General features: G+C 66.5%; 16 protein-coding genes. 4 read left to right on the top strand and 12 right to left on the bottom strand.

What is annotated here, in order from left to right:
- Window positions 1-29 precede the first annotated feature (29 nt).
- The 5 genes from CBQ26_RS13725 to CBQ26_RS13745 are packed head-to-tail and all read right to left on the bottom strand — an operon-like array spanning window position 30 to window position 4590.
- Window positions 30-779 carry a hypothetical protein gene (locus tag CBQ26_RS13725; RefSeq protein WP_088249190.1) on the bottom strand — a complete coding sequence of 250 codons (750 nt, stop codon included), beginning with the start codon at window positions 777-779 and terminating at the stop codon, window positions 30-32.
- Window positions 715-1269 (bottom strand): hypothetical protein, encoded by a 555-nt coding sequence (locus tag CBQ26_RS13730; protein ID WP_088249191.1) that lies wholly within the window; start codon window positions 1267-1269, stop codon window positions 715-717. Before CBQ26_RS13730 ends, CBQ26_RS13725 begins: the two co-directional genes overlap by 65 nt.
- On the bottom strand, window positions 1266-2846 hold the full coding sequence (locus tag CBQ26_RS13735) for a hypothetical protein (protein WP_088249192.1): 1581 nt from the start codon (window positions 2844-2846) through the stop codon (window positions 1266-1268). The genes CBQ26_RS13730 and CBQ26_RS13735 overlap by 4 nt, the downstream gene beginning before the upstream one ends.
- A gap of 12 nt (window positions 2847-2858) precedes the next feature.
- The gene (locus CBQ26_RS13740; RefSeq protein WP_088249193.1) at window positions 2859-4214 is read right to left on the bottom strand and encodes a terminase large subunit domain-containing protein; all 1356 of its coding nucleotides are present in this window, start codon (window positions 4212-4214) and stop codon (window positions 2859-2861) included.
- Window positions 4198-4590 carry a hypothetical protein gene (locus tag CBQ26_RS13745; RefSeq protein WP_088249194.1) on the bottom strand — a complete coding sequence of 131 codons (393 nt, stop codon included), beginning with the start codon at window positions 4588-4590 and terminating at the stop codon, window positions 4198-4200. The genes CBQ26_RS13740 and CBQ26_RS13745 overlap by 17 nt, the downstream gene beginning before the upstream one ends.
- A 75-nt stretch (window positions 4591-4665) precedes the next feature.
- On the opposite strand from CBQ26_RS13745, the gene CBQ26_RS13750 reads away from it, so the two are divergent.
- Window positions 4666-5070 carry a hypothetical protein gene (locus CBQ26_RS13750; protein WP_088249195.1) on the top strand — a complete coding sequence of 135 codons (405 nt, stop codon included), beginning with the start codon at window positions 4666-4668 and terminating at the stop codon, window positions 5068-5070.
- 328 nt (window positions 5071-5398) lie between these two features.
- Here CBQ26_RS13750 and CBQ26_RS21405 read toward each other — a convergent pair whose 3' ends face one another.
- From CBQ26_RS21405 to CBQ26_RS13765, 4 genes are all read right to left on the bottom strand, one after another.
- Entirely contained in the window at window positions 5399-5617 is a 219-nt protein-coding gene (locus CBQ26_RS21405; protein ID WP_143342121.1) for a hypothetical protein, read from the bottom strand.
- Between the two features lie 69 nt (window positions 5618-5686).
- Entirely contained in the window at window positions 5687-5902 is a 216-nt protein-coding gene (locus CBQ26_RS13755; protein ID WP_088249196.1) for a hypothetical protein, read from the bottom strand.
- 327 nt (window positions 5903-6229) lie between these two features.
- Window positions 6230-6889: a hypothetical protein gene (locus CBQ26_RS13760; RefSeq protein WP_143342122.1), complete on the bottom strand. Its 660-nt coding sequence runs from the start codon at window positions 6887-6889 to the stop codon at window positions 6230-6232.
- Window positions 6890-7221: 332 nt separating this feature from the next.
- Entirely contained in the window at window positions 7222-7767 is a 546-nt protein-coding gene (locus CBQ26_RS13765; protein ID WP_088249198.1) for a hypothetical protein, read from the bottom strand.
- 74 nt (window positions 7768-7841) lie between these two features.
- On the opposite strand from CBQ26_RS13765, the gene CBQ26_RS13770 reads away from it, so the two are divergent.
- Window positions 7842-8138 (top strand): hypothetical protein, encoded by a 297-nt coding sequence (locus CBQ26_RS13770; protein WP_143342123.1) that lies wholly within the window; start codon window positions 7842-7844, stop codon window positions 8136-8138.
- Between the two features lie 5 nt (window positions 8139-8143).
- Here CBQ26_RS13770 and CBQ26_RS13775 read toward each other — a convergent pair whose 3' ends face one another.
- A complete protein-coding gene (locus CBQ26_RS13775; protein WP_143342124.1) occupies window positions 8144-8527 on the bottom strand; it encodes a RusA family crossover junction endodeoxyribonuclease in 384 nt (127 codons plus the stop codon).
- 62 nt (window positions 8528-8589) lie between these two features.
- Between CBQ26_RS13775 and CBQ26_RS22220 the strand changes: the two genes are divergently transcribed.
- Both CBQ26_RS22220 and CBQ26_RS13785 read left to right on the top strand, forming a co-directional pair.
- Window positions 8590-8841, top strand: a complete 252-nt coding sequence (locus CBQ26_RS22220) for a hypothetical protein (protein ID WP_088249201.1) — start codon at window positions 8590-8592, stop codon at window positions 8839-8841.
- A 733-nt stretch (window positions 8842-9574) separates the two neighbouring features.
- Window positions 9575-9853 (top strand): hypothetical protein, encoded by a 279-nt coding sequence (locus CBQ26_RS13785; protein WP_088249202.1) that lies wholly within the window; start codon window positions 9575-9577, stop codon window positions 9851-9853.
- Window positions 9854-9867: 14 nt separating this feature from the next.
- On the opposite strand, the gene CBQ26_RS13790 is transcribed toward CBQ26_RS13785, so the two are convergent.
- The gene (locus CBQ26_RS13790) at window positions 9868-10692 is read right to left on the bottom strand and encodes a hypothetical protein (RefSeq protein ID WP_088249203.1); all 825 of its coding nucleotides are present in this window, start codon (window positions 10690-10692) and stop codon (window positions 9868-9870) included.
- Window positions 10693-10738: 46 nt separating this feature from the next.
- On the bottom strand, window positions 10739-11581 hold the full coding sequence (locus tag CBQ26_RS13795; RefSeq protein WP_088249204.1) for a hypothetical protein: 843 nt from the start codon (window positions 11579-11581) through the stop codon (window positions 10739-10741).
- Window positions 11582-11594: the final 13 nt, after the last annotated feature.

Genomic DNA, 11594 nt, shown 5'->3' on the forward strand with positions numbered 1-11594 from the left:
AGAGAAAGACGAACGGTCGGCCGCGGGGCTTACCTGGGCGCTGCGGGTTGCAGCGGGTCGACGTAGCCACCTCCTTCGCCGGGCTTGAGGATGTCCGTCAGCCAGCTGCCGCCGGAGCCGCCCGCGTTGCCGCCCGCCCCGCTGCCGGCGTCCTGGCGGGCGTAGGGGGCGCCGGCGTTCCCGCTGGTCCCTTCGGCCTGCAGGGCCACGAGGTAGTCATCCCAGTGCTGCTTGGCGTAGGCGGCCAGTTCGTGCTCGGCGCCCTGGGCGTCCTTGACGTACGCGACCTGCACTTTCTTCCCGTCACGTTCGACCTCGCGGCTGGGCAGCAGGGTCAGGCCGTCCGCCTTGACGCGGTCCCCGAGGACCTTGGGCTTGTAGCCGGCGTCGCGCGCGGCCGTGTGGAGGGTGTCCTTGAAGCGCAGGTCGGTCAGTTCGGTGCTGTCCCTGGCGCCCTGATCGAGTCTGGTCTTCACTTCGTCCGGGGTGCCCAGGGCCAGGAAGGCGTCGTAGGCCTTGGCCTCGTCGACGGTGAGGGCGCGGCCGCCCTGCGGCACCTGGTTCGAGGTCAGCGTGTCGATCTTCCGGTTGGCGGCCGCGAGCTTGCTCACGAGGTCCGCGTGGGACGTCTGGGCGTGTTCGCCGGCCAGTTTGGCGCGCCACTCGGCTTCGGACAGTCGGCCGTCGCCGCCGCTGGCGGGGGTGTTCTCGCCTTCACCCCGGACGGTGACGGCAGTGGCGAGCAGCAGGGCGGTCAGGGTGAGCAGGTTCTTCTTCATGGGGTTCCTCCGGTGGGGGGTAGGCGTCCAGGGTCAGCGGGGCGAGCATTTCCACGCGGTGCGCCTCGCCGTACTCGCTGCCCAGGAACGCCGTCCAGTTGCAGTCCAGGGGCGTGGGGAAGTTCGAGTCACTGACGCGCACGGTGTCCTCGTCCGGGTGGATGGGAATGGCCAGCGCCACCTGGTGCAGCCAGCCGGGCGTGCCGCCGGGGATGCTGACCAGCAGCGGCGCGTGCCGTTCGCCGGTGGCGTTGCTGGCCGTGAAGCGGGCGCGCAGGCCCGTCCAGAACTCGGCGGGCGTGCCGGGCAGGGGCGGCTCCGCACAGAAGAGCGTGAAGGCCATCAGGCCCCGCTCGGCGAGACGCACGTAGTAGCGGGGCGCACTGGGGTCAGGCAGGTGCTCGAGCAGCGTGGCGTCCCCGGTGAGGGCGTGCACGCTCAGGTACAGGCACCCCAGTTGCGTGTCCTGCGGTCGGTGGTGGAAGTTCAAGGTCGGGTCTCCGGTGCGCTCAGGGAGCGTTCCTTCTCGATCTGCGCGTCTTCCTGGGCGGGATCGTCGATGTCCTGCCGTTGCCGGGCCGTGGCCCGGCTGATCACGCCGGCCGCGACGTCCTCCCGGTCGGCGCGGCGGTCTTCGGGGCTGGGCGGGATGACGCGGGGCCGGACGGTGCCCTGCACGTCCAGCTGCGCGTACCGGCGCGGCTGGTTCGCCAGGGCGGCGACCAGCGCGAGGAACGTGCTGATCACGCCTTTCACGGCGTTCTGGGCGAGCGTCACGGTGTCCTCGCGGGCCGTGCCGAAATCGGCGAGCGCCACCTCGCGGCTCCGGCCGGACGCCGTGGCGTCCTTTCCCATCAGCACGAAGACCTGCCCCGCCTCGCTGTACATGTTCAGCTGGCTGTGCTCGGCCGCGGTGATCAGGGCGGCCGGGCTGACGGGTTCGAAGCGGCCGTACTCCGCTTTTCCGAGTGGTTCGTCCCCGAGGTACTTCCCCTGCGCGTCCGCTTTCCGGTACGTGGCCTGCCGCCAGAGGACCATGCTGCCGGCGCCGGTGCGGGGCGCCCTATACACCCGGCGGGTCTGCCCGGGCCGGTCCGGGTCCGGGACGACCTCATAGGGCGGTTCGACGTTGATGCCGTAGCGTTCCAGGAACCCGGCCAGTTCGGTGTTCCGGAGGATCATCGTGCTGGTGGTGTTGTACGCCATCTGGTTCTGCAGGAACTGCGGTGTGATCAGGGGATCGGCGGCGAGTTCCAGGTAGTGGACGAGTCCGCCCAGGTCGAGGGCCACGCCCTGGGCTTCCTGCTGGTCGCCGCGCAGGACGCGCAGGTGCGTGAGGCCCGTGTCGTCGGCGACGGTGCTGACTTCCACGCAGTCGCGCTGCGCGGAGTCCTGGTAGGCGTACACGGCGCGGCGGTTCAGGGTGTCCGGGTCCTCCCAGACGCGGGCGTTCTCCGGGTGCTCGAGGCACTCGAGGCGGACGTACCGGGCGATGTCGGTGGGCGTGACGTTCCCCTTGACCCGCAGCGTCCCGTCCTGGCTGGCCTGGAAGAGTCCACTGGCGATCCGGAAGCGCAGCACGCCGCGCCCTTCCCGGCGCGCGTAGGTGAGGGCGCGCCGGATGGCCTGTTCAGTGCTGGCATTCCACCAGCTGCTGGCCAGCGCGTCGGCTTCCTGCTCCAGTGCCGTGCGGGTGCCGTCCGGGGCGGGGCGGTTGGAGGGCTGCATCAGCGTCCAGCTCATGCGGGCGCTGCTGCTGTGCACGTCCCGGCGCACCACTTCCCGCAGGACGTTCGTGCTCGTAAACGACCGCCGCAGGGCCGTCTGGAATTCCGTCACGACGCCCTGCGCGCGGCGTTTGTCCGCTTCGGTGCCCTCGTCCGGGACGCGCACCATCGGGCCGCGCCAGTAGTCGAAGTTCATCTCCCCGCCACCGATCGGCGCGCCGAGGTGATGCCCGCTGTACATGTGCCGCGCCTGCTGCGCCGTGGCGTTCAGGCTGCTTCTGGCGGCGTCGCGCAGTTCGCCCAGGCTGGCGGTGAGCAGGTTCAGGGTCAGGTACTTCATGCTTCACCTCCTCTAGCCGGTCCAGCCGGCCCAGCCGTACGCACCGGTCTCTTCTGGCACTGGTTCGATCTCTTCTTCGAGCATCAGTTCGGTCAACGCCCACACGAGGGCGTCCATCCGGTCAGGGGACTTCTCCCCCGGAACCCAGGTCGTCATCTGCCCTTCCAGATCCGGGAACACACCCACGTGATGCACGAGACCCTGCTCGTACAGCGTGCTGATCGGCTCAGCCCGCGTGTGTTTGCCCCGGCTGGCCCAGACGGGCCTGACGGGCACGCGCCGGTCCACGGTGCTGATGGTGTGCGTGACCATGTCCCCGCCGTTGTTCTTCTCGGGGACGATCGCGTCGGCCCGGTGGTAGTGGTACGCGTCGATGCTGGTCTGCGCCCACTCGCTGGGACTGAAGTTCCCGGACAGGTCACCCAGGACGTACGCGCGCCCGGCGGCGTCCTTCCCGGCGACGATGATCCCGGTCTCGGCACTGTCGCTGCTCTGGCTGGCCTGGGGATCGATCGCCACTACGATCCGGGTGAGGTCCGGCAGGTCCTGGAACGTCAGGCGGAAGCCTTCACGGTTGAACATCGCGTACTTCCACAGCGCGCCAGGTGTGTCCTCGAGGAGTTCCCCGTCCAACTCCTGCCGGCCCAGGCGCGTGCCCTCGTACTTCCGGATCACGTTCCGCCTGAACGTCTCGGACAGGTTCCCGAGGTTCTCGCTGGTACTTCCGCCCGTCAGGACCGTCCCGTCGTCTTTCTTCAGCTCGCGGATCAGGCGGTTCGGTCGGGGCGTGCCCGTCATCACCACGCGCGGATCCTGCCCGAGACGCAACCCGAACAGCAGGTTCGACCAGGTGGTGTCCTCCCCGGTTCCCCGGTCCGCGTCGTTCCACGTGGCGGGCTCATCCCCCCACGCGCCGTGATGCTGCGGGCCGCGGAGTTTGCGGGGCGTTTCGCTGCTGTAGCACTTGAAGCGCGCTCCGTTCTTCAGGTACAGCTCCCCCAGTGAGCGGTTCCAGGAGGTGTCGACGGATCCGCCGCGCAACTCAGCTTCATCCAGCACGCTCAGCAGGCCCGACTCTCCCTCAACCATCACGTCACGGGCGTCCGCTGCGGTCTGCGCGACCAGGGCGAAGCGGCCCCGTGGTGTGTCCCGCGCCCACTGCGCGATGGTTTCCGCGCCGGTCCTGGTCTTCCCAAACCCCCGCCCCGCGAGAATCAACCACACGAACCAGTCCCCGGCGGGTGGCAACTGGTTGAGGCGGGCGGTGGCGAGCCAGGATTGCCGGCGGGTGAGGCCGCTGCGGGTCCTGGGTGCTTTCGGGGTGAGGCGGGCGACGCGTTTCTGGGTGGCCTTAATCCGCGTCACCATCTCCAGCATCGTTCACCTCCCCTGCCCTGAGGACGTCGCGGGTGATGGCGATCTCACTGAGGGCTTTGATGGCTCCGGTGACGGCGCTGATGGTGTCGGCGCTGCTGCCGTCGATGCCGCGGATCATTTCGCCTTGCTTGCGGATGGCAACGGTCAGGGTGAGGTTGAGTTCGTTCGCCCAGTTCTGGGTGATGACGGTGCGGGACAGCTCTGCGTAGAACCGCGCAAGCTCTTCGTCGGTGTTCAGGAGTTTGCGGTAGTTCTGCAGTGTCCTGAGCGCAATTCCGTGGCTTGCGCAAGCTTGCGCGTCTCCCTGGAGGGCGGCGTCGACCAGGGCCCGCGCGGCGCGGAGGTTGTCTCGTTTCGGGGTTGCCATGGGTCACCTCCCTGGGTGGCGCGAAGCTGGGCATGTGCGGCATGACGGACGTGGTCGGGCAGCCAGAATGACGGCATGAATACGGTGGTCAATGGTGTCAGCGTCAACGGCTGGAGTGGGTACCGCTTTACGCGGCAGGAGTTCATGATCCTGTTGGAGACGAACACTTCCTGGATTGCGTTGCCGGTAAACAAGCTGAACGCCGTGGCGTACACGCAGGTCCGTCACCCAGCATTCCTGTGGGCGGCCGTGGCGTGCTTCCTGCTGGGCCTGACGGCCACGACCGACATGCGGCCCTCGATTGGGCAGTACGAGATCGCGGACTGGTACTGGTGGATGTTGGGCTCAGGCGTACTCGTGGCGCTGTACTACCTGTTGACGCGCGCCGCGGTCTTGCTCACATCCGGGTCGTACCACGCGGTCCTGCGGGGTACACCTGATGCGATGCGGGAGGTATTCCGGAGTTCAATGCCCTCTTGAGGGCCACACCCAGCTCCTCAGCTGTGCGGTTCGGTGCGTCAATCTGGGTCACGGTGATCGCCTGCAGGCGTTAGGGTTGAACATGGCAAAAAAGAGAAGGCGTAAATCGCATCTCGACACCTCCGTGACCACCAGAAACGGTTTGAAGGGTCGATGCGGACCTGTTTCCCAGGCAGAATTGCGCGCTAAGTACGGTCATGGTGGCGAGCAAAAACCCGCCCTGATATCTATTTCTATCCAGCGGGATTCTCTGGGCAGTGCAGCCAAAGTAGAAGGCCGCCCAGCGAAAGACCCAAGGTACTCAGGCCTGAAAGTACGAGACAGAGACCTAACGTGATGGAGCTCTCCTGATCACCGGCACTTCCCCCATCTCCGGGACGTTCCCCTGCCAGCACTGGGGCGTGAAGCCCAGCAGGTCCGGCAGGTAGAACGGCTCCCGCACAGGTGGGAACACACGGAGCCTGGGTTCCGGCGGGGGCGGCGGGGACTGAACGAACTTCAGCAGGCGGGCGCGCCGGGCGGCCCGCTGCTGCGCTTTCTTCGACATCAGCGGACCACCTCCCAGGCGGCATGGAAAAGCCCCGCCGGAGCGGGGCTGAACATTCGGACGGTGAACTTACTGTCCTTCTTCCAGGGCGGCCGTGTTGTACCGGTTGGCGAGAATGAAGAACGTCGGTGCCCAGAGGCCCACGAAGATGCCGTACCGCTCTCCGTGCGCTTTGCTGGCTTCGTCTTTCGCCTGGCCGCCGTGGGTGGCCCAGATGATGATCGATCCGATGATGGACGCGGCGCCGACGACAGTTAGGAAGTTCGAGATGCTGCGGTTACTCATGTGTCCCTCCAGGAGTGCACGCTGAGGGGTGTGCCCAGCACCGTGCCGCGCGTCCCTCACCTGGTTTTCAGTGTGCGGGGCGGCGTGCGGGGACTGTGTGTCGGATCGCTCAGGATGAGAGGCGGCATGAAAAAGCCCCACGCGGCGGTGGGGCGGCCCTCCCGCCTTCACCTGGGCGGGTCTGTGTTGTTGGGTGACGTGAGGGTAGCGCGGTGGGCGTCAGGCGCGCGTCACGCTTTTGGCTGATTGAAGAATGACACCAACGTGTCGCCGTTCAGGGTGTGGACGTGAGCAAGCCCCGCACTGGGCGGGGCCGGGTCTTATTGCTCAGCGAGAGAAGGCGTTCCAGTCACCGCTGTACGTCGTCTTCTGCGAAACGATGTCGTAGGTGTACGGGGAAGCCGTTTTCGTTGCGGGGTTGTACGTGTGGAAGCTGACACTCTCGTTCCAGCCGGGCTTCATGACCATGTTGTAGATGCCACTGAAACCTCCCGGGCAGCTCACAGAGCCTTTGATTGACCCGTTGCCTTTGGAGTAAGAGAAGGTGGTTTTCTTGATCTTGACGGTACCGTCAGCGTTTGGCGTCTGAACGGACATCTCGATGAAAGACTTAGTGCCGCCCGTCGTGGTGAAGTTCAGATCCGAGATGCGTCCGTATTCCACGTTAACGATCTGGAGCTTGGAGACATCACAGTTGAGCGCTTTCATGCCGTCGTAGAAGCCCTGAGTTGTGTACATCCCGAACTTACTGATCATATCGGGCGTCACGGTCACCGTGACCGTCTTGTCGGCTTTCAGCGTGCCGAGTTTGCCTTTGCTGAGGTCGTCGGCACTGGTCAGGGTGTATTCGGTGTCAGGCGTGTAGTTTTTGACCGTGCCGCTCCCCGTGAAAGTCAAGGTGAGTGGGTCGGTGGTGGGGGTTGAAGGGGGGTTGCAAGCAGCGAGGGCCAGAGCGGCGAGGGGCAGAAGAGCGAGTGGCTTTTTCATACAGGTCGGGTATAGCAATGTCTTTTTCGCCATCTTGCCTCACTTGCCTCACATGGACTGGCCCACCCGACGGGGGTGTGCTGCAGATCACCGGATTCTATTCAGGGTGTTGGGCAGGGCTTCCGGAGTTGCACCGGCGCGGCAGGCATTCACCTGTCGCGTTCTGCTGGCCCTGACGCGTCCCGGCCGCCACGCCCCGCACTGTCAGGCGTGACGACTGGGTGGAGGTGATCTCCGTCCGGTGACCCTCGAGCGGCCAGCGGTACGGGTGAGGCAGGCCCGAGGCGCAACAAAAAACCACCCCGGAGGGCGGTGTCAGTTACGGTTTTGGGTCAATCCTGCGACTCTACAGATATTGTACGCGCCGATTGCGCAAACGCAAGGGCTTGTGCGTGCACCCTGGCCTGCTTATCCCCCAGCGCGACAGCGAGATCCAGCACAGCAGTGGCGTAGGCCTGCGCCCTGTCACGCGGGTACGCCCATCCTCCCTGCCCGCTGTGATGCAGCAGGCTCGCGATGCCCGCCCCGCGGTGAATCTCGCTCAGCAGCGGGTCCGCGCTGCACATGCTGCCCACGAGGTTGCTGCGGTGCAAGCCGTTCGGGAGGTGCACCATCTCCACCCCGGCCCAGAAGCTGCCGCCCTGACCGGTCCCGCTGGTGCTGTAGTTGCCGATGCCCACGACGCGCATGGTGCTGGCCTTGGCGGGTCCGTAGTGCACCTTGACCCTGTCCGTCTCGCTGGTCTCCCACGCCCGGAGTGCCTGGTACCAGACTTCCGCGTACGCCCGGGCGTCCCGTTGCTGCTGGCGGATGCTGCCCAGCGCCTGCGTGACTTCCTGACGGGCCTGCGGGCTGGCGCGGCGGCGCTGGGCTGTCACAGGAACCACCTATGCTCGCCTGTCGTACTGGTTTGGCAATGAGGCAATCCAGAGTCCCTATCAACGTGCGGCGCATGATTCCTGCCTTGGCCGGTGCGGTTTGCCTCTTGCCGATTCTCGGCGTGCTCCTGTCGCTGAGGCCTACCTGGCTGATTCTCAGCCTTGCCCTGTACATGGTCCTGGCCGTTGGCATCGGCGCACTGGTCGCCACTACGTCCCGACGGATCCCAAGTGCGTTCGACACCACGGCGGATGAGTTTCGAATCCGGGATCATCCTGGCCGTACGACAGAGTTCCGACTGGGGTTGGTGTCGGGGCTCTGCGCCCTGCTTGCCGCCGGCGTGCTGAGCATCTTCTGGCAGAGTTTCTAGGCGGTTCACGCACTGACCTGCACTTCCACGCGGGGGTTGCTCGCGTCGTACTGCGGGAAGTGGTGGTACCCGAACACGAACTTGTCGCCCTTCGGGTACAGGGCATCGACTATTCCCTTGCGGACGTTCTCCGGGTCGTTGTGCGTCCCGTCCGCGAACCAGCACCAGATGTCCACCCGCACCGGCCGCCCCTGCACCGGCTGTGGCAACCCAGCGGGGGCGTGCTCGCGGACGTGGTCCTTCCAGGCGTGGTACTCGTTCATGCGCGTCCAGTTGGGCCGCGCGCCCTTCGTGTAGTACCCGACCAACTTCGGCCGCAGTGGCTTGGTCCGGTCGATCTTCCCGGCGGTCGTGCGGGCGCAGGGCAATGCGGGGATGGTGAAGCGCATCACGGGGTCTCCCCGGGCGTTTCTGCGTGCACGCCTTGGTCATCAGTGATAGGACAGGGGCAATGAGCCTGCCCGTGCAGCAGAACAAGTGGTACTTCGTCCTGACGCTCGTGTACGGGATCGCCGTGCTCGTGGATTGGCTGTTCGTGCCAGATGGGTCCGAGTGGCAATGGGTAAATTTCGGCCTGGGTCAGTTGAAGCTGGCTGCCCTCTTCGGACTGGTGGCCCTGTGGGCGTCGCGCCGCTGGGTGTTCGCCCGCTTGGTCATCGTGTGGGTGGCCCTGGCGGTCATCGGCTGGCCCAAGACGCTGTAACGCCACGCGGTACACGCGCACGCGCTTGCTGTCCAGTTCGCCCAGCTGCTCCAACTGCACCAGGAGCCTGCGGGTGTAGGCGTGCGGCAGGTTCAGCTTCACCGCGTAGTAGTTCGCGGGCCGGCCGGGCCTACGCTGCACCAGCTGCAGCACCTGGCGGGCGTCCTGGTTCATTTGTGCCTGTGAGTGCTGGCCGCTCAGCGCGTACGTTCCGGAGTCGAGGTTCCGCTCATCGCCACTCAGCGTGAATTCCTTCCTCACAGCCTGAACCTGGGCATTTTCGGCTTTCTTCGGGGTGCTGTCGTTAGGGGTCATGAGTCTGGTCCTCCTGCCGTTGGTCTGGTGGGGGTATGTGGTGTCCCGCTGTTGGGGGCGTGGTTTTCCGTGTGGTTGGGGGGGTATGGTGCTTCTTGGATGAGGCGTCTCCAACTGGGGAGTCGGCGTGCCTCGTCCACCATGGGTGGAGCGTCGCTGGTTGGCGCTGGTGTGGTTGTGGGGAGCGGTGTGAGTGGGTCCGTTCTCGAATGCGAGGTGGATGCTGGCCTGCACGTGGGTGTGTGGGGCGTGGGCGATGGCCGCGCTCTTCCCGGCGTGCGGGCATTTGCTGTGGGTGGGGCAGCAGGGGCGTGACTCTGCGTGATTTCGGTCCTGCTGGGCTTCCGTAAGGGTTTGGCAAGGTCAGTTGAACAGTCGCTCACTGGTGTGTCCGTGGGGTGCCGGGTACGGTGGCGGCATGGTGGAAGTGAGTGGTCAGGCTTGGGACGTGTGGTTGCGGTTGGAGCGGCAGGGGTGCGTGGTGGAGACGGAGAAGCACCTGCATCCGAAGTGGGATCGGGTGGTGTTTGTGGTGACGGTCTGTCGGCGGGGTGTTGTAGTGGCGACCGGGTCGGGGCCAACGGAGCGGCAGGCGTTCCTGGCGGCGTTGATTGAGGCGGTGCAGCTGGAGGCAGTGCCGTGTGGGCCTGTGGTGCCGGCGGTTGTGGGTGGTGACAGGGTGGCCTTCCTGGCTTGAGGGCGTGCTGGTGTTCATGCCTGGATTTCCCCGGCGAGGTTCAGGACGGCTTTTTTGAGCCAGTCGGCGGGTTCGCCGGAGGCGATGGTCGCGTGGGTGTGCGTGTCGATCACGAGGGCGTGCGCTTTGGGGTTGCCGCTGGGGTCGCGTTTGATGACGATGCGGAGTTCCTGGGTGTCGGTGAGGTGCTGCTGGGCGTAGGTGAGGCACCAGTCGGTCCAGCCTCCCCGGCCGGTGCTGCTGGCCTGCTGCCGGCTGTCTTCGATGTGCTGCTTCTGGCGTTGCAGTCGTTCGTGCGTGCCGGTGCTGACGTTCTCGGCGATCGCGGCGGCGCGTTGCTCACCGGTCAGGGTGTGCAGGGGGACCTCGGCGCCGGTGTCGGGGTGCTGGACGGTGGCGTGCGCGTCGATGCTGGCGGCCACTTCCGCTGCGGCCTTGACCTGGCTGGTGGTGGGCTTGTCGCTGCCGGTCGCGGTCTTCAGGTACTGGGCGACAGCGACGATCTGTTCGGGTTCCAGGTGCTGAACGACCTTCGCCGCTTCTTTCAGCTCCCGCGCCTGCCGTTCGTTCTCCGGCTGTAAACCGATGGTTGACAGGGCGTGCGTGGTTTCGGCCGCGTCGATGAGTTGCTGGGCGCGCTGGCGGGACCAGCCCCACACCTGCTCGCAGTAATCACCGAAGGTGCGGTGCGCGGCGCGGTACAGGCGCTGGTCGCGGATGGTCAGGAGGGCTTCTCCGACGGTCACGAAGCCGTGCCAGCCGCCACGGATGGTGCTCTCGAGCTGGGTGAGGGTGGTCTGCTCTTGGGTGGTGAGGGGTTCAGGGGTGGGGTGAGTCATCAAGGGTCACCTGGGGGCCGCCAGGTGCGCGGCCCCGTGTGTCTGGTCAGTCGGCGGCGGGGTCGGTGTCGCCCAGGGGGAACGGGAGGTCCTCGCCGGGTTCTTTCGGGTGCAGGGGGATGGTCGGGCGGGGCGGGACGGGGTTCAGGGCGGCGGCGAGGGCTTCCCAGTGCAGGAGCAGGGTGCCCCGCATGCTGGCGAGGTCCTGCTCGGGGGTGGTGGTCTGGTCGTCCCAGTCGCTCGGGTCGATCTGGATGAGTTGCAGCAGGGTGTACACGCCCGCGCGGTCTGCCTGGGCGACGTGCGCGGCCACGCGGTCGTAGGCGGCGTTGCCGGCGGTCGGAGCGGTTGCCTGGGGCGCTTCCCGCGGCGTGTCGGTCAGGAGCGGCTGGGCGCCCAGCTCGGCCATCAGCTGCGTGTGGTCCTGCTCCAACTGCCGGTTCGCGGTGAGTTCTGCGAGGATCTGCGCGTCGGTCTGTTCTTCCAGGGTGGGCATGTCCCCGACCGTGCACTCGAGGCTGCAGCTGGCTTCGAACAGCACGGCGGACGTCAGGCCCGCCTGTTCCAGGGCCTCCTGGGACACGCGGGTGGTGAACTTCGTCTTCGGTCCCTCCGCGACGGTGGTGAGGTTCCCCTGGAGGGTCGTGGTGACCAGGATGCCGGGCAGGTGCTCGCCGGACAGGCGGGGGCAGATCTCGAGTTTCAGGCCGCCCGTGTCGGCCGCGCCGAACAGGACGTGGGCGTGGTCGAGTTCGAACTTCCGTTCGGGCCGGGCGCCGAGCGCGAAGGCCCATTTGATGTCGTGGACCCAGCCGGTCTCGCGGACGTCTTTGGAGGTCAGGCCGAGGAATTCGAGGCTGTACAGGCCGTACGTGCGGTGGGTGGTCATGGGTGGGTTCCTC

This window comes from Deinococcus indicus (genome assembly GCF_002198095.1).
GTDB classification, from domain to species: Bacteria; Deinococcota; Deinococci; order Deinococcales; family Deinococcaceae; genus Deinococcus; species Deinococcus caeni.